At 67.7% G+C, this 20,906-nt stretch carries 23 protein-coding genes; 18 read left to right on the forward strand and 5 right to left on the reverse strand.

Features of this window, described 5'->3' with window-relative positions:
- The first annotated feature begins 28 nt into the window (after positions 1-28).
- A complete protein-coding gene (locus tag ACNJ7E_RS21675; protein ID WP_418340926.1) occupies positions 29-808 on the forward strand; it encodes a siderophore-interacting protein in 780 nt (259 codons plus the stop codon).
- An 18-nt stretch (positions 809-826) separates the two neighbouring features.
- Here the strand turns inward: ACNJ7E_RS21675 and ACNJ7E_RS21680 are convergent, their stop codons facing one another.
- A complete protein-coding gene (locus ACNJ7E_RS21680) occupies positions 827-1,996 on the reverse strand; it encodes a multidrug effflux MFS transporter (protein ID WP_418340967.1) in 1,170 nt (389 codons plus the stop codon).
- An 85-nt stretch (positions 1,997-2,081) separates the two neighbouring features.
- Here ACNJ7E_RS21680 and ACNJ7E_RS21685 point away from each other — a divergent pair, with 85 nt between their 5' ends.
- A complete protein-coding gene (locus ACNJ7E_RS21685) occupies positions 2,082-3,008 on the forward strand; it encodes a tyrosine recombinase XerC (protein ID WP_418340927.1) in 927 nt (308 codons plus the stop codon).
- A 125-nt stretch (positions 3,009-3,133) separates the two neighbouring features.
- Positions 3,134-4,159, forward strand: coding sequence for a MinD/ParA family ATP-binding protein (locus ACNJ7E_RS21690; RefSeq protein WP_418340968.1), 1,026 nt, complete (start codon positions 3,134-3,136; stop codon positions 4,157-4,159).
- Here the strand turns inward: ACNJ7E_RS21690 and ACNJ7E_RS21695 are convergent.
- Positions 4,156-4,698, reverse strand: a complete 543-nt coding sequence (locus ACNJ7E_RS21695; RefSeq protein ID WP_418340928.1) for a murein hydrolase activator EnvC family protein — start codon at positions 4,696-4,698, stop codon at positions 4,156-4,158. The two genes, ACNJ7E_RS21690 and ACNJ7E_RS21695, sit on opposite strands and share 4 nt — an antisense overlap.
- Before the next feature lie 318 nt (positions 4,699-5,016).
- On the opposite strand from ACNJ7E_RS21695, the gene rpsB reads away from it, so the two are divergent.
- The 6 genes from rpsB to ACNJ7E_RS21725 all read left to right on the forward strand — a co-directional run bounded on the left by rpsB (position 5,017) and on the right by ACNJ7E_RS21725 (position 10,068).
- Positions 5,017-5,919, forward strand: coding sequence for a 30S ribosomal protein S2 (gene rpsB / locus ACNJ7E_RS21700; protein WP_011598428.1), 903 nt, complete (start codon positions 5,017-5,019; stop codon positions 5,917-5,919).
- Positions 5,920-6,031: 112 nt separating this feature from the next.
- Positions 6,032-6,859, forward strand: a complete 828-nt coding sequence (gene tsf / locus ACNJ7E_RS21705; protein ID WP_105419397.1) for a translation elongation factor Ts — start codon at positions 6,032-6,034, stop codon at positions 6,857-6,859.
- Between the two features lie 174 nt (positions 6,860-7,033).
- A complete protein-coding gene (gene pyrH, locus ACNJ7E_RS21710; RefSeq protein ID WP_005240535.1) occupies positions 7,034-7,762 on the forward strand; it encodes a UMP kinase in 729 nt (242 codons plus the stop codon).
- A gap of 81 nt (positions 7,763-7,843) precedes the next feature.
- Positions 7,844-8,401 (forward strand): ribosome recycling factor, encoded by a 558-nt coding sequence (gene frr / locus ACNJ7E_RS21715; protein WP_005240537.1) that lies wholly within the window; start codon positions 7,844-7,846, stop codon positions 8,399-8,401.
- Between the two features lie 28 nt (positions 8,402-8,429).
- Entirely contained in the window at positions 8,430-9,356 is a 927-nt protein-coding gene (locus ACNJ7E_RS21720) for a phosphatidate cytidylyltransferase (protein ID WP_283334786.1), read from the forward strand.
- 10 nt (positions 9,357-9,366) lie between these two features.
- Complete coding sequence (locus ACNJ7E_RS21725) at positions 9,367-10,068, forward strand: class I SAM-dependent methyltransferase (RefSeq protein WP_280781760.1); 702 nt, start codon at positions 9,367-9,369, stop codon at positions 10,066-10,068.
- Between the two features lie 10 nt (positions 10,069-10,078).
- On the opposite strand, the gene ACNJ7E_RS21730 is transcribed toward ACNJ7E_RS21725, so the two are convergent.
- Both ACNJ7E_RS21730 and ACNJ7E_RS21735 read right to left on the reverse strand, forming a co-directional pair.
- Complete coding sequence (locus ACNJ7E_RS21730; RefSeq protein ID WP_418340929.1) at positions 10,079-10,930, reverse strand: HpcH/HpaI aldolase/citrate lyase family protein; 852 nt, start codon at positions 10,928-10,930, stop codon at positions 10,079-10,081.
- Positions 10,931-11,013: 83 nt separating this feature from the next.
- A complete protein-coding gene (locus tag ACNJ7E_RS21735; protein WP_283334785.1) occupies positions 11,014-11,427 on the reverse strand; it encodes a LapA family protein in 414 nt (137 codons plus the stop codon).
- A 114-nt stretch (positions 11,428-11,541) separates the two neighbouring features.
- Here ACNJ7E_RS21735 and rlmN point away from each other — a divergent pair, with 114 nt between their 5' ends.
- On the forward strand, positions 11,542-12,651 hold the full coding sequence (gene rlmN / locus ACNJ7E_RS21740; protein ID WP_005240549.1) for a dual-specificity RNA methyltransferase RlmN: 1,110 nt from the start codon (positions 11,542-11,544) through the stop codon (positions 12,649-12,651).
- A gap of 80 nt (positions 12,652-12,731) precedes the next feature.
- Here rlmN and ACNJ7E_RS21745 read toward each other — a convergent pair whose 3' ends face one another.
- Complete coding sequence (locus tag ACNJ7E_RS21745) at positions 12,732-13,001, reverse strand: DUF2631 domain-containing protein (RefSeq protein ID WP_009479745.1); 270 nt, start codon at positions 12,999-13,001, stop codon at positions 12,732-12,734.
- 81 nt (positions 13,002-13,082) lie between these two features.
- Here ACNJ7E_RS21745 and dxr point away from each other — a divergent pair, with 81 nt between their 5' ends.
- The 8 genes from dxr to ACNJ7E_RS21785 all read left to right on the forward strand — a co-directional run bounded on the left by dxr (position 13,083) and on the right by ACNJ7E_RS21785 (position 20,906).
- Positions 13,083-14,279, forward strand: a complete 1,197-nt coding sequence (gene dxr / locus ACNJ7E_RS21750) for a 1-deoxy-D-xylulose-5-phosphate reductoisomerase (RefSeq protein ID WP_418340930.1) — start codon at positions 13,083-13,085, stop codon at positions 14,277-14,279.
- Between the two features lie 6 nt (positions 14,280-14,285).
- Positions 14,286-15,506 carry a M50 family metallopeptidase gene (locus tag ACNJ7E_RS21755; RefSeq protein ID WP_418340931.1) on the forward strand — a complete coding sequence of 407 codons (1,221 nt, stop codon included), beginning with the start codon at positions 14,286-14,288 and terminating at the stop codon, positions 15,504-15,506.
- A gap of 41 nt (positions 15,507-15,547) precedes the next feature.
- On the forward strand, positions 15,548-16,705 hold the full coding sequence (gene ispG, locus ACNJ7E_RS21760) for a flavodoxin-dependent (E)-4-hydroxy-3-methylbut-2-enyl-diphosphate synthase (protein ID WP_283353834.1): 1,158 nt from the start codon (positions 15,548-15,550) through the stop codon (positions 16,703-16,705).
- Positions 16,706-16,799: 94 nt separating this feature from the next.
- Positions 16,800-17,636, forward strand: a complete 837-nt coding sequence (locus ACNJ7E_RS21765; RefSeq protein WP_009479750.1) for a GNAT family N-acetyltransferase — start codon at positions 16,800-16,802, stop codon at positions 17,634-17,636.
- A gap of 53 nt (positions 17,637-17,689) precedes the next feature.
- The gene (locus ACNJ7E_RS21770; protein WP_182623980.1) at positions 17,690-19,504 is read left to right on the forward strand and encodes a penicillin-binding transpeptidase domain-containing protein; all 1,815 of its coding nucleotides are present in this window, start codon (positions 17,690-17,692) and stop codon (positions 19,502-19,504) included.
- 157 nt (positions 19,505-19,661) lie between these two features.
- Positions 19,662-19,967, forward strand: coding sequence for a hypothetical protein (locus ACNJ7E_RS21775; RefSeq protein ID WP_105419381.1), 306 nt, complete (start codon positions 19,662-19,664; stop codon positions 19,965-19,967).
- Between the two features lies 1 nt (position 19,968).
- Complete coding sequence (locus ACNJ7E_RS21780) at positions 19,969-20,481, forward strand: GyrI-like domain-containing protein (RefSeq protein WP_418340932.1); 513 nt, start codon at positions 19,969-19,971, stop codon at positions 20,479-20,481.
- Positions 20,478-20,906 carry an AraC family transcriptional regulator gene (locus tag ACNJ7E_RS21785; RefSeq protein ID WP_280781766.1) on the forward strand — a complete coding sequence of 143 codons (429 nt, stop codon included), beginning with the start codon at positions 20,478-20,480 and terminating at the stop codon, positions 20,904-20,906. The genes ACNJ7E_RS21780 and ACNJ7E_RS21785 overlap by 4 nt, the downstream gene beginning before the upstream one ends.

Here is a 20,906-nt window from a genome sequence, read left to right on the forward strand (position 1 = left end):
CCAACTTGAGTTCATTGGAGAGATGCCCGTGGCAAAACCGACAGCGACACTGACCGTGCTTCGGACCGAGTGGCTGACCCCGCACATGGTGCGGGTATTTTTCGGCGACCCGGGATTCGACAGCTTCGTTCCGAATGCCTTCACCGATGCGTACGCGAAACTCGAATTCGGGAGCCCCGACGAGCCCGTCCTGCGCACGTACACGATCCGGTCGGTGGATCCGGTGAAGCGAGTTATCGCCATCGACTTCGTGGTGCACGGCGACGCCGGCGTCGCCGGACCGTGGGCGGCGTCCGCGGCGGCCGGAGACGTCCTCCGGCTGCGCGGACCCGGCGGCGCGTTCGCGCCGGACCCGGCCGCCGACTGGTACCTGCTCGCTGGCGACGAGACCGCAATTCCCGCCATCTCGGCGTCCGTCGAGAAGCTGGACGCGTCGGCGGTCGGACGGGTGATCATCGAGGTCGCCGGCCCGGAGGACGAAATCGCGTTCGACTCGCCCGCCGGCGTCGACGTCACGTGGATCCACCGCGGCGACACGTCGGACCGGATCGGCGAAGAGGCGTCCGGGGACAACGCACCCCTCGTCGCGGCAGTGCGCGACACCGCGTGGCTGCCCGGCACGGCGCAGGTCTTCATTCACGGAGAGGCGCAGGCGGTCATGCACAACCTGCGCTCCTACGTGCGCAACGAACGAGGCGTCCCCGCGTCTGCCGCGTCGATTTCCGGCTACTGGCGTCGCGGTCGCACCGAAGAGGGCTTTCGCGTGTGGAGGTCCGAGCTCGCCGCGAGCGAGGGCGCTTCCCGCTGACCCGGTGCGGCGGACGCGCTACGAGATGTGCGTCCGCCGCGTCAGCACCAGCAGCGACAGCATCGCCACGGCGCCCGCGGTCGGGATCGCGACGGCCATCGGCACTGCGGTGTCGGGGCCGGCGATGCCGACGAGCGGCGAGACCACCGCGGCGAGGCCGAACTGGCCGGCGCCGAGGAGCGCGGACCCGGTGCCGGACGCCTTGGTCACCTCGCCCTGAGCCAGCGCCGTCGCATTGCCCATCACGAAACCGATGCTTGACACCGAGACGAACAACGGAATCAGGATCGCCCACCACGGCGGCGAATCGATCAGCACCGCGGCGAGAAGCAGCACGACCCCCGCTGCCAGGAGCAGCGTGACCCCGAACCCCAGCAGTTGCCGGGCATCGAATGTGCCCACGAGCCGCGTGTTCACGATCGCGGCGCCCACCATGCCCGCTGCGTTCACCGCGAACACCATGGAGAACTGCCCCGGGCTGAGCCCGAGGACGTTCTGCACGACGAACGGGGATGCGGAGATGTACGAGAAGAGTGCGACGAACCCGAACATGAACGTGAACGCGTAACCCAGGTAGACACGGTTGCCGACGACATAACGCAGGTTCCGGACCAGTGCCCTGAGTCCGCCGCCGTGCCGGTTCTCCTCGGGAAGCGTCTCCGGGACGAGGACCAGCACTCCCGCGAACATCACCACACCGGCGGCGGTCAGCACCCAGAAGATCCCTCGCCAGCCGACCGGTCCGAGCAGGGCGCCGCCCATCAGCGGTGCGACGACCGGCGCGACCCCGCCGATGATCATCATGATGCTGAAGAGCCGGGCGGCGTTGTCTCCGCGGGCCCGGTCGGCGATGCACGCGCGTGCGAGCACGATTGCCGCGCCACCACTGAGTCCCTGGAAAAGTCGTGCAGCGATGAGGGTTTCGACGGTGGGCGCGAGAGCGCACGCCATCGCGGCGAGGGTGGTGACGACGGTGGCGCCGATCAGCAGACGCCGGCGTCCGAGGCCGTCCGACAGCGGTCCGACGACGAGCTGCCCGATTCCGAGCCCGGCCATGAACGTGGTCAAGGTCAGCTGCACGCTCGGCGCCGACGTGTTCAGGCTCTCCGTCATCAGGGGGAGACCGGGGAGATACATGTCGGTGGCCAGCGGGGCGATCGCGGACAGTAACGCCAGGACACACAACATGGGGATGGAGATCGTTCGCTGCACAAAAGAACTCTAGCGGCGCGGCTGCTTGATTTATCTCCCGCCCGAGTCGACTGTTGCCTCTATGAGCAGCGACCTGCCGGCACCGTTGGAGCTGGTACTCGAGGAGTACGCGCGGCATCTCGGGCTCGAACGCGGCCGATCGCAGCACACCGTGAAGGCATACGTCGCGGACGCGAAGTCGCTGCTGCAGCACTGGTTGTCGACGTCACCGGAGGCGCACCTCGGCGAGCTCGACATCCAGGTGCTGCGGTCCTGGCTCGCCGGCCAGTCCGCGGCCGGCATCGCCCGGACGACCCTGGCCCGGCGGACGTCGTCGGTGCGCAACTTCACAGCCTGGCTGCTGCGGACCCGGCGCATCGCCACCGATCCCGGCGCCCGGCTGGGTGCGGCGAAGGCCCACCGGACGCTGCCCCCGGTGCTGCGGCAGTCGCAGGCGGCCGATGCGATGGATGCCGCCGAATCGGGCGCGCAGCAGAACGATCCGATCGCCCTGCGCGACCGTCTCATCGTGGAACTGCTCTACGCGACGGGAATACGGGTGGGGGAGCTGTGCGGCCTCGACCTCGGCTCGGTGGATCGCGAACGGCGGCTGCTGCGCGTGATCGGCAAGGGAGACAAGGAGCGCTCCGTTCCGTACGGGAAACCGGCCGCCGACGCCGTGGACCTCTGGTTGCACGTCGGCAGGCCCGCTGTCGCGACGGACAGCTCCGGGCAGGCGCTTCTCCTGGGCAAACGAGGGAAGCGTCTCGACCAGCGGCAGGCGCGCAGCGTCGTCCACGACGTCCTGTCCGCGGTCCCCGGCGCACCGAACCTGAGCCCGCACGGACTGCGCCACACGGCGGCCACACACCTCCTCGAAGGCGGCGCCGACCTGCGCGTCGTCCAGGAACTCCTCGGGCACGCCAGCCTCGCGACCACCCAGCTCTACACCCATGTGTCCGTGGCGAGACTCCGTGCGGTGCACGATCAGGCGCATCCCCGCGCCTGACCCGGTTTGGTAGCGTCGCGCCACGAATCTGCAGTTGTTTCTGCACTATCCCGGGGGAAATAGTGGACCGAGAAGACTTGGCTCGACCGCAACCGTCCTGGCTGACCGACGGTGGCGGCGCCCCGGTGGGTGACACCGCCGCCGATCCGTGGGGGCAGCAGTCCTGGGACGGTCCCGCCCCGGAGCCGAGCCGGCATCAGGTGACCAGTCAGGATCTGGTGCCGGATGCTCTCCTCGCGCGGGCGCGCAAGGCGCCGAGCCGAGGGTGGCGGCGCGGACTGCACCGGCTCACCGGGGGATCGGTGAATCCGGGGGAGTCGGCAGGGGAGGCGCGCGAGGCGGCACTGCTCGACCGCATCCGGCAGCCGATCCAGGGGGACTATCGAATTGCCTTCCTGTCCTTGAAGGGCGGCGTCGGCAAGACGACGACCACGATCGGGCTGGGATCGACGTTCGCGTCATTGCGCGGCGACTGCGTGATCGCCGTCGACGCCAACCCCGACTTCGGGACGCTCGCGCAACGTGTGCCCCTGCAGACGCATTCGACTGTCCGTGATCTCATCGCGGCGGAGTCGACCATCCGGCGTTACTCGGATGTGCGGGCCCACACGTCGCAGGCGCCGAGCCGTCTCGAGGTGCTCGCGAGCGAACAGGACCCGGCGATCTCCGAGGCGTTCAGCGAGGACGACTACCGGCGGGTGATCGACATCCTGCAGGTGTACTACAACATCATCCTCACCGACTGCGGCACCGGCATCATGCATTCGGCAATGAACGGCGTTCTGCAACTCGCCAATTCCCTCGTTCTGGTGAGCTCGCCGGCCATCGACGGCGCCCGCAGTGCCGCCGCCACGCTGGACTGGTTGCAGCACCACGGTTACGGGCACCTGGTCTCGCGGACGGTCGTCGTGATCAGCGCCGCCCGGCCCGGCTCGAGCACGATCGATATGACGGAACTGACCAATCACTTCCTGCTCCGGTGCCGGGCCGTGAAGGTGGTGCCGTTCGACGAGCACCTCGCCGAGGGCTCGGTGGTGGATCTGGACCTGCTGCGTCCGGCGACGCGGAAGGCGTTCGTCGAACTCGCCGCGATGGTCGCGGACGACTTCCCGGAGTCGGCAGGCAGGCACGCGGTCGCGGAGTGGCGCTAGCCGCCGCGATCACGGGGCCCGACGGGTAGCAGCCGCACCGGCGCCACGCGGACGAGCCCGAGCGGGTCGAGGTACTCACGGTCGCGGCGAAGACCCCAGTGCAGGCACGCTGCGACAGGGGCGATGCAGCCCGGGTGTCGGGGTTCGAGCGTGCCGAGGACGGTGCCGCGGCCCACGCGCTGCCCGGGGGTGACCCGGGCGGTCACCGGCTCGTACGTCGTGCGGAGGCCACCCGGGTGGTCCACGGAGACGACGGGCTTGCCGGCCACCGTGCCGGCGAACACCACCACACCCGCGCCTGCGGACAGAACGGCCTCGTCGGGCACGCCGCCCAGATCCACGCCGCGATGGCCGGGAAGCCAGTCGCGCTCGGGATTGTCGAACGCCCGGACCACCCGCGGTCGTGGGTGCAGCGGCCAGTCGAATTCACCGGTCGGCGCGGCATCGGCGGGCGGGGCGACGAGCGCCGCGCCGGTCAGCAGCGTGGCCGCCGTGGCCGCCGTCGTGAGTGCCCGCACGATCGCCCCGAATGTCGTCATGGATGGACGATCCCGCACGTCCGGGCCGATGAACGGGCAGCGGACGAGAATGTGGATCGACTACGTTTTGTCCACAGATCCTGCGAAACCCTTGCACGCGCGGCCGCGGTGTGGCAGGGGCGGTTAGGGCGTTCGGCGTGGAGGCCGTACACTGATCGAGCGGTCTGTGCTCCCACAGTCCGACTTCGCGCGCCCGCGCAGGTTATCGGCCATCGGCTGGTCTCGCATCTCGGTGTGAGTCCGATGGTCTGCGGGCGCCAGGGTGGAGCGTCTCGTGATGCTCTGCATCAACCGGCAATGAAAGAGAGATACACAGCCATGGCTGTCGTAACAATGAAGCAGCTGCTCGACAGCGGCACGCACTTCGGTCACCAGACCCGTCGTTGGAACCCGAAGATGAAGCGTTTCATCTTCACCGACCGCAACGGCATCTACATCATCGACTTGCAGCAGACGCTGACGTACATCGACAAGGCGTACGAGTTCGTCAAGGAGACCGTTGCCCACGGCGGCACCGTCCTCTTCGTCGGCACCAAGAAGCAGGCCCAGGAATCCATCGCGGCCGAGGCCACTCGCGTCGGGATGCCCTACGTCAACCAGCGTTGGCTCGGCGGCATGCTCACCAACTTCACCACCGTCCACAAGCGTCTTCTCCGCCTCAAGGAGCTCGAGGCAATGGAGCAGACCGGTGGCTTCGAGGGTCGCACCAAGAAGGAAATCCTCATGCTCACGCGTGAGATGACCAAGCTGGACCGCACCCTCGGTGGTATCCGCGACATGGCCAAGGTCCCCTCCGCGGTGTGGGTCGTCGACACCAACAAGGAGCACCTGGCCGTTGCCGAGGCTCGCAAGCTGAACATCCCGGTCATCGCGATCCTGGACACCAACTGCGACCCCGACCTCGTCGACTACCCGATCCCGGGCAACGACGACGCCATCCGCAGCGCCGCCCTGCTCACCAAGGTCGTCGCATCCGCAGTGGCTGAGGGCGTGCAGGCCCGTGCCGGACTGAGCGCCGACAAGGACGCGAAGCCCGAGGCCGGCGCCGGCGAACCCCTCGCCGAGTGGGAGCAGGAACTGCTCTCGCAGGCCGCGCCCGCCGCCGAGGCAGCGCCCGCCGCCGAGGCAGCGCCCGCCGCAGAGGCCGCTCCCGCAGCTGAGGCACAGGCGGCTCCGGCTGCCGAGGCCCCCGCAGCAGAGGCACCCTCCACCGAGGCCTGATCCGATGCACACGGCCCTGACCAGAGATCTTTTGGTCAGGGCCGTTTCACGGTCTGGTCCGAGTACTACCCTGACTTACGTCCCGACAGACATATGAGGAGGCTCGCTCACCATGGCGAACTACACCGCCGCTGACGTCAAGCGGCTCCGCGAGCTCACCGGCTCCGGAATGATGGCCTGCAAGAACGCTCTCGCTGAGGCCGAGGGTGACTTCGACAAGGCTGTGGAGCAGCTGCGCATCAAGGGCGCCAAGGACGTGGGCAAGCGTGCCGAGCGCACCACGGCCGAGGGCCTGGTCGTTTCCAAGGACGGCGTCCTGCTCGAGCTCGATTGCGAGACGGACTTCGTCGCGAAGAACGAAGACTTCCTGAAGCTCGCCGAGTCGATCGTCACGGTCGCCGCGGCAGCGAAGCCCGCCGACGTCGACGCGCTCAAGGAGCTCGACCTCGACGGCAAGACGGTCGACACCGTCATCCAGGAGCAGTCCGCGAAGATCGGCGAGAAGCTCGTCCTGAGCAAGATCGCCTCGTTCGACGGGCCGGTCGCGGTCTACCTGCACAAGCGCAGCGCTGACCTGCCGCCCGCCGTCGGCGTCCTCGTCGAGTACACCGGTGAGGGTGACGCTGCTGCGGAGGCCGCTCGCGGTGCCGCCATGCAGGTCGCGGCGCTCAAGGCCAAGTACGTCACGCGTGACGAGGTCCCCGAGGACATCGTCGCCAACGAGCGTCACATCGCCGAGGAGACCGCTCGCGCCGAGGGCAAGCCGGAGCAGGCTCTGCCGAAGATCATCGAAGGCCGCGTCAACGGCTACTTCAAGGACGTCGTGCTGACCGAGCAGTCCTCGGTGCAGGACTCCAAGAAGTCCGTCAAGGCGATCCTCGACGAGGCCGGCGTCACCATCAAGCGCTTCGTTCGTTTCGAGGTCGGTGCTTCGAGCTAGTCGTGTGAGTCGTATGGCCCCGTCGGACGAGTGCGCTCGCCCGGCGGGGCCTACGTATACCGCCACCGTCCTGATGAGGCAGGATGAAGATGGCCGTCTGAATGGGTCGAGTAGGCGCGTGGGTGTGCTCGGCCGCTGTCGAAATCGACGAGTGCTGTGGAACTGAGGAGAGCAATGTCCGAACCAGCCAACGAACGTACGGGATTCCATCGAGTCCTTCTCAAACTCGGCGGAGAAATGTTCGGTGGTGGCAAGGTCGGCCTCGACCCCGACGTGGTGACCAAGGTTGCGGAACAGATCGCCGAGGTCGTGCGGTCCGGGGTGCAGGTGGCGGTGGTCATCGGCGGCGGCAACTTCTTCCGTGGTGCGGAACTGCAGCAGCGAGGTCTGGACCGCGCGCGTTCCGACTACATGGGCATGCTCGGCACCGTGATGAATTGCCTTGCTCTGCAGGACTTCCTGGAGAAAGAGGGCATCGACAGCCGCGTGCAGACGGCGATCACGATGGGGCAGGTGGCGGAGCCTTACATTCCGCTGCGCGCTCAGCGGCACCTCGAGAAGGGCCGCGTCGTGATCTTCGGCGCCGGCATGGGCATGCCCTACTTCTCGACCGACACGACCGCGGCGCAGCGCGCACTCGAGATCGGCGCCGAGGTCGTCTTGATGGCCAAGGCCGTCGACGGCGTGTTCACCGCGGACCCGAACCTCGACCCGACCGCGACGATGTACACGCAGATCACGCACCGTGAGGTCATCGAACAGGGACTCAAGGTCGCCGACGCGACCGCGTTCAGTCTCTGTATGGACAACGAGATGCCGATCATGGTGTTCAATCTGCTGACCGAGGGGAATATCGCTCGGGCAGTGTCCGGTGAGAAGATCGGAACGCTCGTCAAGTCATGACGCGAGTGACACGCTCGACACCGGGTTTTCTCGAAACAGAGGCAGTGACGAATCGATGCAGAACGACATGGAGGAACAGCCGTGATTGATGAAGCTCTCTTCGAAGCCGAGGAGAAGATGGAGAAGGCTGTCACGGTGGCCAAGGACGATCTCGGATCGATCCGCACGGGCCGCGCGAATCCTGGCATGTTCAATCGCATCGGAATCGACTACTACGGCGCGTTCACCCCGATCACGCAGCTCGCCAGTATCAACGTGCCGGAAGCGCGACTGGTCGTCGTCAAGCCGTACGAGGCCTCGCAGCTCGGGGCCATCGAGACGGCGATCCGGAACTCCGACCTGGGCGTGAACCCGTCCAACGACGGAAACCTGATCCGCATCTCCGTTCCCCAGCTCACCGAGGAACGCCGCCGCGAACTGGTCAAGCAGGCCAAGTCCAAGGGCGAGGACGCCAAGGTGTCCGTGCGCAACGTGCGGCGCAAGGCGATGGACGAGCTGTCCCGGATCCAGAAGGACGGCGAGGCCGGCGAGGACGAGGTCGGTCGGGCCGAGAAGGAACTCGACAAGACGACCGCCCGGTACGTCGCGCAGGTCGACGAACTGGTGAAGCACAAGGAAGCCGAGTTACTGGAAGTTTAGTCACGAGACGAGGAGTGGATCGGGGACAGTGACCGTGCCAGCAGAACACGGGACCCCAGGGGGACCCATCTCGGAGGGCGACCCCTCGGAACCGGTCTCCGAGGGTGCGCCGGCGCCGGAGGCGGCCCCGGCCGGGAAGTCGAAGGCCGGGCGTAACCTTCCTGCCGCGATCGGCGTGGGCGTCGGTCTCGGCGTCGCGCTGATCCTGATCCTCGTCTACGTGCCGCTGGTATGGATCGCCGTGGTGGCCGTCGCGATGGCGGTCGCCACCTGGGAGGTCACCAAGCGCCTTCGGGAGGCCGGGATCAGCGCCCCCCGGATCCCGCTGCTCGCCGGCGGCCAGGCGATCCTGTGGCTGGGGTGGCCGTTCGGCCCGGTCGGGGTGCTCAGCGCCTTCGCGGGGACGGTGCTGGTCTGCATGGTCTGGCGTCTGTTCGACCACGGGCTGAAGGCGACACCCCAGAATTTCCTTCGGGACACCGCGATCACCGTGTTCGTCGCCTCCTGGATTCCGCTGCTGGCGTCGTTCGCTGTGCTGATGGTGTTGCAGGACGACGGCGCCGGGCGGGTGTTGTGCCTGATGATCGGCGTGGTCTGCTCCGATGTGGGCGGCTACGCGGCGGGTGTGCTGTTCGGCAAGCATCCGATGGTGCCGGCGATCAGCCCCAAGAAGTCGTGGGAAGGGTTCGTCGGTTCGCTGCTGTTCTGTGTCATCGGCAGCCTGCTCACGGTCACCTTGATCCTCGACGAGAACTCGATGATCGGCGTGCTCCTCGGTGTGGTGCTGGTGGTCACCGCCACGCTCGGCGATCTCATCGAATCCCAGGTCAAGCGAGAGCTTCGCATCAAGGACATGGGCACCCTGCTCCCCGGTCACGGCGGGATCATGGACCGTCTCGATTCCCTGCTGCCGTCGGCGTTCGTGACGTGGCTGGTGCTCACGGTTCTCGTCTGACCGCCCTGCCGTGACCATCCCCAGCCCGAACATCTGGCACTGGCCGGAGTGGTACGAGGTAGAGAACCGCGCCCAGGACGTGGACGGGGCGATCTTCCGTCACCTGCGTGGGGCCGTGGACTGGACGGGCGGCACCGTCGCCGACGTGGGTTGCGGGTCCGGCTTCCACCTCCCGGTCTTCGCCGAGTCCGCGGCCACGGTCTACGGAATCGAACCACATCCGCCGTTACTCGAACGTGCGCGCACACGGGTGGGGCACCTGCCGAACGTCCGCGTGATCGAGGGCTCGGCCGAAGGCATACCCCTCGGCGACGCGAGCGTGGACGTCGTGCACGCACGGACCGCCTACTTCTTCGGCCCCGGCTGTGGCCGCGGAATCTGTGAGGCGATGCGGGTGCTGCGCCCGGGCGGCGCGCTCGTGGTGGTCGACCTGGACGCCACGGCCCATCCCTACGGCGAATGGATGCGGGCCGACCTGCCGCAGTACAACCCGGAGACCGTCGAGGCCTTCTTCGCGGCGCAGGGGTTCGACATGGTGCGCGTGGAGACGCGATGGCGATTCCCGGATCGGGAATTGCTGCGCGGAGTCCTCGGTATCGAGTTCACCAAGAAGACGGCATCGAAGGCGTTCGCGCAGACACCCGGCGTGGCTCTCGACGTGCGTTACCGCGTGCACGTCCGCCGAAAGCCCGCCGGGCTGCAGATTCTCTGACCGGCGTCGTTTACCGCGGTGCTATGTGGAAGAGCTTCGCGAGCGCGTTGATCTTCTTGGCCTTCGCCAGCTTGGGGAGGTCGCTGCCGTCCCGCACCCGGGAGCCGTCCTCGCCGAGGTCCGCGATCACGTGGAGCGCCCATTCGGCCTCGTCCGGGGACGGGCTGAGTGCGTCGTTGACCGGCGTCGTCTGCGCGATGGTCATGCACAGCTTCCCGGTCATGCCCATCGACAAGGTCAGCGCCGAGGCCCGGACCAGGGCGTCGACGTCGGTGCCGAGGGTGGGGCCGTCGATCGGCGGTGCGATCCGGGCTGCCCGGCTGGCGACCGTCAGCCGGGAGCGGGGGTAGGCCATCGCCAGCGGCGAATCGTCCATCCCGGTGTCGCGGCGGAAGTCGCCGCTGCCGAACGCGAGCCGGAAGGTGGCCTCCGTCCGGGCGATCTCGGGTGCGGCCTCGAGCCCCATCGCGGATTCGACGAGGGCGAGCACCTTCGTGCCCTCCGGGAGCCGCTCGGCGGTGGCGTCGACCTGCATTCCACTCTCGGTCTTGGCGAGCATGACGCCCTCGAGCCCGGGAACACCGTTCAGCGCTGCCAGGTCGTCCGCCCAGTAGGGTGTGGTCGCGTCGTTGATTCGCACCCACGCGCGCCGGTGCTCGCCGAGCCAGGCGACGACGTCGGCGCGGGCCCGGGGTTTGCGGTCGGGTGTGACGGCGTCCTCGAGGTCGAGGATCACGGCGTCGGCGGCGCTGGCATGGGCCGCCTCGAAACCCTCGGGTTTGCCGGCGGGAACCAGCAGCCAGGATCGTGCTTGTTCAGCCGCGATTCGCGGTGCCACAGTCGTCTCCATGTCGGCCTTCACAGTCGTGCCGTTCCGGTGATATCCACGACAGTAATTCTGCTCGCTCAGCGTCTGTGTAATCCACTTGCGTAACTATTGTTCAGTTAGAAATTACTGTTCAGGCGCCGCTGCCGGTTCGCGGCCCGGCGGATCTGGATGATGCGGACACCGCCCGCGAGGGCCATGATCACCGCGCCGGCGATCGCCGCGAACAGCAGTGTGACCCCCAGTGGGAGGGTGAATTCCCAGACGAACATTTCGAGGGTCACGCTGTCGAGGTTCTGCAGGATGAACACGAGAAGCAGTACCAGAACGACGATTCCGATCACCAGACCGGTCCACGTGGCGCCCACCCGGGTGTGCGTGATGCCCTTCCGGCGTGCGACGTCGGAATGCTCGGTGTCCGCCGGTGAGGTGTCGGGGTGCGGTGGGCCGGTGGGCACCGGACCGGTGCCGGGGCCGCGGCCGACTGGGACGTCCGGAGGGAAGTTCGAGGGGTCGTCCGGTGTTGTCGACATAAGTTGATCTTCACCCACCTGGGCGGGTTCCGCATGCGCATCGGGCGGCGAAACGACGTCGATCAGGCATCCGCACGACAACGACCCCCGAATCAATGGGACAATGGAGAAACTATGGCTGTCTCGCTTCCCCTCGTTTTCACCGCGCCCCGGCGTGGGATGCCGCCCAAGCATCTCGCGGACCTCGACTCCGCCGAGCGGCGGGAGGCCGTCAAGGAGCTGGGTCTGCCCGGGTTCCGGGCCGATCAGCTGGCCAGGCAGTACTACGCGCGGCTCGAGGCGGATCCGGAGAAGATGACCGATCTTCCCGCCGCCGTGCGCGAGCAGGTGGGCGCGGCCCTGTTCCCGACGCTGCTGACCCCGGTCAAGCACCTGGCCTGCGACGGCGGCGACACCCGCAAGACGCTCTGGAAGGCGAATGACGGGACGCTGCTCGAAAGCGTCCTCATGCGCTACCCCGACCGCGCGACGCTCTGCATCTCCAGCCAGGCGGGCTGCGGAATGGCGTGCCCGTTCTGCGCGACCGGTCAGGGCGGGCTGCAACGCAACCTGTCGACCGCCGAGATCGTCGACCAGGTGCGTGCCGCCGCGGCCGCGCTACGCGACGGCGACGTCCACGGCGGTCCTGGCCGGTTGTCGAACGTCGTCTTCATGGGAATGGGGGAGCCGCTCGCCAACTACAAGCGAGTGGTCGCCGCCGTCCGTCGCATCACCTCGCCCGCCCCCGACGGCCTCGGGTTGTCGCAACGCTCCGTGACGGTATCGACGGTGGGTCTGGCGCCCGCGATCCGCAAGCTCGCCGACGAGGACCTCAGCGTCACGCTGGCCGTGTCTCTGCACACCCCGGACGACGAACTGCGCGACACCCTGGTCCCCGTGAACAACCGCTGGTCTGTCGCGGAGGTCCTCGACGCCGCCCGCTACTACGCGGACAAGTCCGGCCGCCGCGTCTCGATCGAGTACGCGCTGATCCGGGACGTCAACGATCAGCCGTGGCGCGCCGACCTGCTGGGCAAGAAGCTGCGCAAGGCGCTCGGGCCGCTGGTGCACGTGAATCTGATCCCGCTGAACCCCACGCCGGGCAGTGAATGGGATGCGAGCCCGAAGCCGGTGGAGAAGGAATTCGTCCGGCGCGTGCTGGCGCAGGGTGTGTCCTGCACCGTCCGGGACACCCGCGGCCAGGAGATCGCCGCCGCCTGCGGGCAGCTCGCCGCCGAGAACTGAGCTCCCACCGAACAGGCCGAAACGACGAAAACCCCTCGTTCCCGAGTAATCGGGGCGAGGGGTTCGTTCGTGGTTCGGTGTTACCGGGGCTTACGCCGCAGGACGATGTCGCGAACGAGGATCGCGACCATCAGGGCCGCGCAGCCGATCAGCCACAGGTCCTCGACCAGGCCGGTGTGGTTGCCGATGATCATGAGCAGCAGGAACACGGCGAAGAACCATCCGAAGAACCGGAACGTCTTCGGCGCCTCACCGCTCCAGCCCCATGCTGCCGACGGGACCTCCGCGGTGTCGACGTGTGCGGCCACGATGGGGTCGCTGGACGAGGGCTCCAACTGGGTACCGGCCACGATCGATCCTCCTGCAGATTCGGTTGCGCTACTCGACATATCGTGACATACGACTGCCCGTCGTATGTAGCGGGGCCATCCATGGCGGGCGGTCCGCATTTCATCAGGAACAATGGGTGGGTGGATGAAAACAGGCCCACTCGCGTCCTGCTGCTCGGCAGCACAGGTTCGATCGGTACCCAGGCGTTGGAGGTGGTGGCCGCCAACCCGGACAAGTTCACGGTGGTGGGACTCGCGGCCGGTGGCGGAAACGTCGAACTGCTGGACCGGCAGATTCGTGAGACGGGTGTGTCCTCCGTCGCAGTCGCGGATCCGTCGGCGGCCGCATCGCTGGATCGGCCCGGCGTGCTGAGCGGACCGGACGCCGTCACCGAACTCGTGCGGACCACCGAAGCGGACGTCGTGCTCAACGCACTCGTCGGTTCGCTGGGACTGGAGCCGACCCTGGCCGCGCTCGAGTCCGGTGCGCGGCTCGCCCTCGCCAACAAGGAGTCGCTCGTCGCCGGCGGGCCCCTCGTCACCGCGGCGGCGGCTCCGGGACAGATCGTGCCGGTGGACTCCGAGCACTCCGCGCTGGCCCAGTGCCTGCGGGGCGGCAGCGCGGACGAGGTGGACCGGCTGGTTCTCACCGCCTCGGGCGGACCGTTCCGTGGCTGGACGGCCGATCGGCTCGAATCGGTGACACCCGAGCAGGCCGGTGCCCACCCCACGTGGTCGATGGGGCCGATGAACACGCTGAACTCCGCGACACTCGTCAACAAGGGGCTCGAACTGATCGAGACCCACCTGCTGTTCGGCGTCGACTACGACCGGATCGACGTCACCGTTCACCCGCAGTCCATCGTGCACTCGATGGTCACGTTCACCGACGGGTCGACGCTGGCGCAGGCCAGCCCACCCGACATGAAACTTCCGATCGCCCTGGCGCTCGGCTGGCCGCACCGGATCGCGGGCGCCGCCGCGGCCTGCGACTTCAGCACGGCGTCCACCTGGGACTTCGAGCCGCTCGACTCGCAGGTTTTCCCCGCCGTCGACCTCGCCCGCGAGGCAGGCAAAGGTGGGGGATGCCTCACCGCGGTCTACAACGCTGCGAACGAAGTCGCGGCTCAGGCATTCTTGGACGGGATCATCCGGTTCCCGCGCATCGTCCGCACCGTCGCCTCCGTGCTGTCCGAGGCGGACGAGTGGTCGGCGCCACCGGCTACCGTGGAAGACGTACTGGCCGCCGACGGCTGGGCACGTGAGCGAGCACGTCAGCTCGTGAAGCAGGAAGGCTAGAACTGCATGGTGTTCGCAGTGGGCGTTGTTCTCTTCGCCCTCGGGATCGCGCTGTCGATCGCACTTCACGAAGCGGGGCACATGTGGGTGGCGCAGGCCACCGGCATGAAGGTCCGCCGATACTTCATCGGTTTCGGACCCAAGATCTTCTCCTTCCGACGCGGTGAGACCGAGTACGGGCTCAAGGCGCTCCCACTCGGCGGGTTCTGCGACATCGCCGGGATGACGGCGCTGGACGAGCTCGAACCGGACGAAGAAGACCGGGCCATGTACAAGAAGCCGACCTGGAAGCGCCTCGCGGTGATGTCCGGCGGCATCGGCATGAACTTCGTCCTCGGCCTCGTGCTGGTCTACGTCCTCGCCGTCGGCTGGGGGCTGCCCGACCTCAACCGGTCCACCGACGCGGTCGTCGGCTCGGTCGGGTGCGCGGCGCCCACCCAGGGGCCCGGCCCCGACTACGCCCTGTCCGAATGCACCGGTCCCGGCCCCGCCGAGCAGGCGGGCATCAGGACCGGCGACGTCGTCACCGCGGTCGACGGCAAGGACACGCCCACGTTCGCCGACGTCGCCGCCGCCACGCGATCGCTGTCCGGTCCGGTGGACTTCACGATCGAGCGGGACGGCGAAGAGCAGACGATCGTCGTCCCGGTCCAGCAGGTGCAGCGCTGGGTCCAGGAGGAGGGGGAGACCGAACCTCACGAGGCGACCGTCGGCGCGATCGGTATCGGCGCGACACCGAGCGTTGTCGAGCACTCGGCCATCTCGGCGGTGCCCGCCTCGTTCGAGTTCACCGGCGACATGTTCGTCATGACCGCCGAGCGGCTGGTGCAGATGCCGAGCAAGGCCGTCGACCTGTGGCACGCGGTGACGGGTGGAGAACGCGACCCGGAGACCCCGATCTCCGTGTACGGCGCCAGCGTCATCGGCGGCCAGATCGCCGAACAGGGCATCTGGGAAGCGTTCGTGCTGCTGCTCGCGAGCCTGAACTTCTTCCTCGGGATGTTCAACCTCCTGCCGCTGCTGCCACTCGACGGCGGGCACATGGCGGTCACCGTGTACGAGCGGGTCCGGGACTGGTTCCGCAGCAGGCGCGGACTGCCCAGCGGGGGACCCGTCGACTACATGAAGCTTCTGCCCGTCACCTATGTGGTGATCGTCATAGGCGGCGCATACATGCTCCTCACCCTGACCGCCGACATCGTCAACCCGATCAAGCTCTTCCAGTGATCGCTAAACTCGGACTTGAAGCTACGAAAGAAGGCACCCACGTGACCAGCCCTGTCGGATTGGGTATGCCCGAAGGCCCGGCCGCCGTTCTCGCACCCCGCCGCAAGACTCGCCAGCTCCAGGTCGGGACTGTCGGTGTCGGCAGCGACTTCCCGGTATCCGTGCAGTCGATGTGCACCACCAAGACCCACGACGTCAACGCCACTTTGCAGCAGATCGCCGAACTCACGGCGTCCGGCTGCGACATCGTCCGCGTCGCCTGCCCGCGGCAGGAGGACGCCGACGCCCTCGCGATCATCGCGAAGAAGAGCCAGATCCCGGTCATCGCCGACATCCACTTCCAGCCCCGGTACATCTTCGCCGCCATCGAGGCGGGCTGCGCGGCCGTCCGCGTGAACCCCGGCAACATCAAGGAGTTCGACGGACGCGTCAAGGAGGTCGCGAAGGCCGCGGGTGACGCCGGTATCCCGATCCGCATCGGCGTCAACGCCGGTTCCCTCGACCCGCGGCTGATGCAGAAGTACGGCAAGGCCACGCCGGAGGCGCTCGTCGAGTCCGCCCTGTGGGAGGCGGGACTGTTCGAGGAACACGGGTTCGGCGACATCAAGATTTCGGTGAAGCACAACGACCCGGTGATCATGGTCGAGGCCTACCGGCAGCTGGCGGCGCAGTGCAACTACCCGCTGCATCTCGGGGTGACCGAGGCCGGTCCGGCGTTCCAGGGCACGATCAAGTCGGCGGTGGCGTTCGGTGCGCTGCTGGCCGACGGCATCGGCGACACCATCCGGGTGTCGCTGTCCGCCCCGCCCGCCGAGGAGATCAAGGTCGGCACGCAGATCCTGCAGTCGCTGAACCTGCGGCCCCGGAAGCTCGAGATCGTGTCCTGCCCGTCGTGTGGGCGCGCGCAGGTCGACGTGTACACGCTGGCCGACGAGGTCACCGCCGGTCTCGAGGGCATGGAGATCCCGCTGCGCGTGGCCGTCATGGGGTGCGTCGTCAACGGTCCCGGTGAGGCCCGCGAGGCCGACCTGGGTGTCGCGTCCGGCAACGGCAAGGGGCAGATCTTCGTCAAGGGCAAGGTCATCAAGACCGTGCCGGAGGCGCAGATCGTCGAAACCCTCATCGAGGAAGCGATGCGGATCGCCGAGGAGATGGAGGGTGATGCGACGTCCGGATCACCCGTCGTGACGGTCAGCTGAGTCGGCGCAGGCAGCGGGCAACGAAACGTCTCCCGTTTCCGGCGAGTTCATGGCAATCTGGTGGGCAGGTCCACTAGCTGACAAGGTTGGGTAGATGCTCAAGCTCCTCGGTGCCAAACAGTTGAGCAGTCGGGACGCAGCACACGTGCTCCGCGTTCTCGACGCCGATCCTGTCGCCGCCTGTATGGTTGCCGCTCGTGTAGAAGAGGGCGGCGTCGATCCCCGGATGATCCACGGAGAGTTGTGGAGTCGGGGCGGGCCGCTCGAATCTTTGTGCTTCTCGGGCGCGAATTTCGTGCCGCTGCGCGGCAGCATCGACGACATGCGGGCGTTCGCCGACCGGGCCTGTCGCACCCCGCGCATGTGTTCGTCGCTGGTCGGCCGGGCCGAACTGACGTTGCCGCTGTGGGAGATGCTCGAGATGGATTGGGGGCCTGCCCGCGAGGTCCGGCCCGACCAGCCGCTGCTGGCGCTGGCGAGTACCCCGCAGTGCCGCCCGGATCCCTTGGTCCGGCAGGTGCGGATGCACGAACTCGAGCAGTACCTGCCTGCCGCGGTCGCGATGTTCATCGAAGAGGTCGGCATCGATCCCCGCGCCAACGACGGCGGACGAGGGTACCGGCGCCGCGTCGCCAATCTCATCGCCGCCGGCCGGGCGTGGGCCAGATTCGACGACGGTCAGGTGGTGTTCAAGGCCGAGGTCGGATCGGTGTCCTCGCGGGTGGGGCAGATCCAAGGCGTCTGGGTGCATCCGATGTATCGCGGGCACGGGTTCGGGGCGGCAGGTACCGCGACGGTCGCGGAGGCCGTCATCGCCGAGGGCCGCATCGCCAGCCTCTACGTCAACAGCTTCAACACGGTGGCCCGCAGCGCCTACGCGCGCATCGGCTTCAGCCAGGTCGCGACGTTCGCCACAATTCTCCTGGACTGACTCGCTGTCCGCCTACCGTGTCGGCGGTGTCCGCCGACATACCATGGGCGGCGATGAACCTGCGGCCATATTCTCGCTTACGCGTCGTCCAGTCGATCGCCCTCTGCGGCGCCGCTGTGCTGACGGTGGGTCTCACGGCGTGCACGCCGAGGCCGGACGGTCCGGAACCGGCCGCGCAGGCGTTTCTGACGGCCTTCGCCGAGCAGGACTCGGAGGAGGCCGCCGATCTGTCGGACCGGCCCGACGTCGCCCGCCAAGCCCTCGAGTCCGCGTGGACGTCGCTGCAGGCCGAGTCTCTCGACGCCCGGACGACGGATGTCCACGTCAGCGGTGACACGGCCACCGTCGGGTACACGTACGAGTGGCATCTGCCGAAGGACCGGGTGTGGACGTATTCGGGTGAACTCCAGATGGGGCGGCGCGGCGGCGACTGGGCCGTGCGGTGGAGTTCCACCAACGTCCATCCCCGGCTGGGTGATCGGCAGACGATGTCGCTGCGGTCCACTGCCGCCCCGCGGGCCCGGGTCAACGAGCATTCCGGGTCGGACGTCCTCGTGCCCGGAGTGGTGTACCGCGTGAAGTTCGATGCGGCGCAGTCGGGCAACGTGATCGGCAGCGCCCAGTCCCTGGCGTCGGCGCTCGCCACGTTCGACAACACGCTCACTGCGCAGTCGATCGCCGAATCGGCGACGGCGGTGAAGGGCGACTACCTCGTCACCAGGCTGCGGTCGGACGACTACGAACAGGTCGCCGGCGTGCTCGGCGCCATTCCCGGTGTGAGCGTGTCCGACGAGGCGGATCTCGTGGCCACCGACCGGAACTTCGCACCCGATCTGGTCGGTCAGGTGAAGAAGACCGTGATCGACGAGGTCGACGGCAAGGCCGGCTGGAGTGTGGTGACGGTCAACCAGAACGGTGTCGACACGGACGTGCTCACCGAGACGGCGCCGCAGACCTCCCCGTCGTTCTCGATCAGCCTCGACCGTCCCATCCAGATCGCCGCGCAGAACGCCGTCAATGCTCGCACCGACCAGACGATGATGGTCGTCATCCAGCCGTCGACCGGCGACGTCCTGGCCGTCGCACAGAACAAGGCCGCGGACAGGGACGGTCCGGTCGCGCTCACCGGCCTGTATCCGCCCGGTTCGACGTTCAAGATCATCACCGCCGGCGCCGCGATCTCGTCGGGAATCGCGACACCCGACACGATGGTGCCGTGTCCGGGACGCATCGAGATCGGTGAACGCAGCGTCCCGAACTACAACGAATTCGCGCTCGGCACCGTGCCGATGGCGACGGCGTTCGCCCGCTCCTGCAATACGTCGTTCGCGAAACTCGCCAGCGAGATGCGGCCCGACGCACTGACGGTCGCGGCGTCGCAGTACGGAATCGGGCCCGACTACGAAGTGGTGGGCTTGCCGACCGACTCGGGTTCGGTGCCGCCGGCCGAGGATCTGGTGCAGCGAACCGAGGACGGGTTCGGGCAGGGCAAGGTGGTGGTCAGCCCGTTCGGAATGGCGTTGGCCGCCGCGACCATCGCGCACGGTTCGACGCCCGTGCCGCGGTTGATCGCCGGACGGGAAACCACGATCGACGGCGAGCATCCTCAGATCAGCCCGGAGATGGTCGACGGGCTGCGCGGGATGATGCGTCTCGTGGTGACGAGCGGTACCGCGGAGCGGATCGAAGACCAGGGCGAGGTGTACGGCAAGACGGGTGAGGCGGAGGTCGAGGGCGGTTCGCACGCCTGGTTCGTCGGCTACCGCGGCGACCTCGCGTTCGCGACGCTGGTGGTGCGCGGCGGCAGTTCCGACAACGCCGTCGCCGTCACCCGCGACATGTTCGCCGCGCTGCCCGAGGGGTACTGACACCGACGCTGTCCACCGATCGGGGGACGCGGAATTCATCCTGTTCAGGGGCTGATCGGTGGACAGACGCTGCCCCCGGGGCGGTCCATAGTTGGTTGCAGACGGAAGAACCCGCACAGCCGGGATCGAAAAGCCAACGTGGACAGGAAGTCGGACCATGACCATCAGTGCAGAAGTGAACCGCGTGGAGACAGCGAACGGCACCCGGAGGGTGTTGTTCGTCGGGCGCCCGGGCGCCGGTACGGAGCTTACGCGGTGGGTTGCGTTGCGGCAGTGGGCTTCCGACCGTGGAATGGAATCGATCAGCGAATGTGAGGGTGACGTCGTCTGCGCGATCGCGACCGAGGACGTCCTGGACGGACTCTGTTCGCCATCCGATGCGATGGCGATGCAGCTGGCGCGGGCTCGAGGGGTGCCCTGCGTCGGCGTTCGCGACGCACACGTTCTCGAGGATGCGATCTGACATGGGGTTCGAGATCATCGAACGCGGCGAGACCCTGGTGGCCGGTCTGCCCGTGCGAAGCCCCCAGCGGGCGTTGGGGAAACTGAGCGACCCCCGCCTGGACCGTGCATGGACGCGCGTGCTCCACCACGAGGTCGGGGGACCGCTCGCGTCCACCTACATCGACTTCGCTCCCGACGTCGAGTCGTATTACACCCAGATCGTCGGGTACGAATGCGCGACGGTGGACGACGCCACTCGGGGTCACGTCATTTCGCGGATACCGCCCGGCACGTACGCCAAATTCTCTTCGCGGGGAATGTTTCCCGACGTGATGCTGCGGCTGTGGGCGCAGGTCAGCGAGGCGGAGACGAACGGCGACATCGAGCGGACGTACACCGGGGACCTCGAAGCGTACCCCCACGCCTACGCCGTGGATCTGTACATTCCGATCCACGTGGACGAGTCCGGGGCGCCGTCGAGTGCAGTGGGGTCGAGTGCGGTGGGGTCGAGTGTGATGGGTGAGAAGCGATGATCGAGATCGTCAAGAGGCAGGCCGAATCGTTTGTGGGCCTGACCATTCCCGAAGGCAAACCCGGACGTCCCGGGCCGGGCCGGGAACTCGTCGACTACACGGTGGAGCGGATCAGGGATCGGGGGATCTCCGAGATCTTCGTCGTCTACGCGGCGTCCCCGCCGCCGCGCACGTTCACGGTCGTCGTCGGATACCCGTGCGATTCGACCGACAAGATGGAACCCGGCGACGTCCTGGTCGGCGTGCGTTCCGGCTATTTCGCCCGATTCTGTTGCGAGGACGAATCGGAACCGGAGGCGCTCGCCGAGACGTGGAGCGTCGCCGACTACGCGGCGGCGCGCGGCCGGATCGAACGCGCCTTCGCGGAGGACTTCGAGGTGCATCATCCGGACGGGTCCGTCGAACTGTTCCTCTCGTTGTACTGA

The organism is Rhodococcus mengyinensis (assembly GCF_048381435.1).
GTDB lineage: Bacteria > Actinomycetota > Actinomycetes > Mycobacteriales > Mycobacteriaceae > Rhodococcus_F > Rhodococcus_F opacus_D.

What these genes read in the sequence shown, in the direction of transcription:
- ACNJ7E_RS21680 (WP_418340967.1), bottom strand. Translation starts at nt 1,996, where the DNA reads ATGTTGTGTGTCCTGGCGTTACTGTCCGCGATCGCCCCGCTGGCCACC.
- ACNJ7E_RS21685 (WP_418340927.1), top strand. Translation starts at nt 2,082, where the DNA reads ATGAGCAGCGACCTGCCGGCACCGTTGGAGCTGGTACTCGAGGAGTAC.
- ACNJ7E_RS21695 (WP_418340928.1), bottom strand. Translation starts at nt 4,698, where the DNA reads ATGACGACATTCGGGGCGATCGTGCGGGCACTCACGACGGCGGCCACG.
- rpsB (WP_011598428.1), top strand. Translation starts at nt 5,017, where the DNA reads ATGGCTGTCGTAACAATGAAGCAGCTGCTCGACAGCGGCACGCACTTC.
- tsf (WP_105419397.1), top strand. Translation starts at nt 6,032, where the DNA reads ATGGCGAACTACACCGCCGCTGACGTCAAGCGGCTCCGCGAGCTCACC.
- pyrH (WP_005240535.1), top strand. Translation starts at nt 7,034, where the DNA reads ATGTCCGAACCAGCCAACGAACGTACGGGATTCCATCGAGTCCTTCTC.
- ACNJ7E_RS21735 (WP_283334785.1), bottom strand. Translation starts at nt 11,427, where the DNA reads ATGTCGACAACACCGGACGACCCCTCGAACTTCCCTCCGGACGTCCCA.
- rlmN (WP_005240549.1), top strand. Translation starts at nt 11,542, where the DNA reads ATGGCTGTCTCGCTTCCCCTCGTTTTCACCGCGCCCCGGCGTGGGATG.
- dxr (WP_418340930.1), top strand. Translation starts at nt 13,083, where the DNA reads ATGGCGGGCGGTCCGCATTTCATCAGGAACAATGGGTGGGTGGATGAA.
- ACNJ7E_RS21755 (WP_418340931.1), top strand. Translation starts at nt 14,286, where the DNA reads ATGGTGTTCGCAGTGGGCGTTGTTCTCTTCGCCCTCGGGATCGCGCTG.
- ACNJ7E_RS21765 (WP_009479750.1), top strand. Translation starts at nt 16,800, where the DNA reads ATGCTCAAGCTCCTCGGTGCCAAACAGTTGAGCAGTCGGGACGCAGCA.
- ACNJ7E_RS21770 (WP_182623980.1), top strand. Translation starts at nt 17,690, where the DNA reads ATGAACCTGCGGCCATATTCTCGCTTACGCGTCGTCCAGTCGATCGCC.
- ACNJ7E_RS21775 (WP_105419381.1), top strand. Translation starts at nt 19,662, where the DNA reads ATGACCATCAGTGCAGAAGTGAACCGCGTGGAGACAGCGAACGGCACC.
- ACNJ7E_RS21780 (WP_418340932.1), top strand. Translation starts at nt 19,969, where the DNA reads ATGGGGTTCGAGATCATCGAACGCGGCGAGACCCTGGTGGCCGGTCTG.
- ACNJ7E_RS21785 (WP_280781766.1), top strand. Translation starts at nt 20,478, where the DNA reads ATGATCGAGATCGTCAAGAGGCAGGCCGAATCGTTTGTGGGCCTGACC.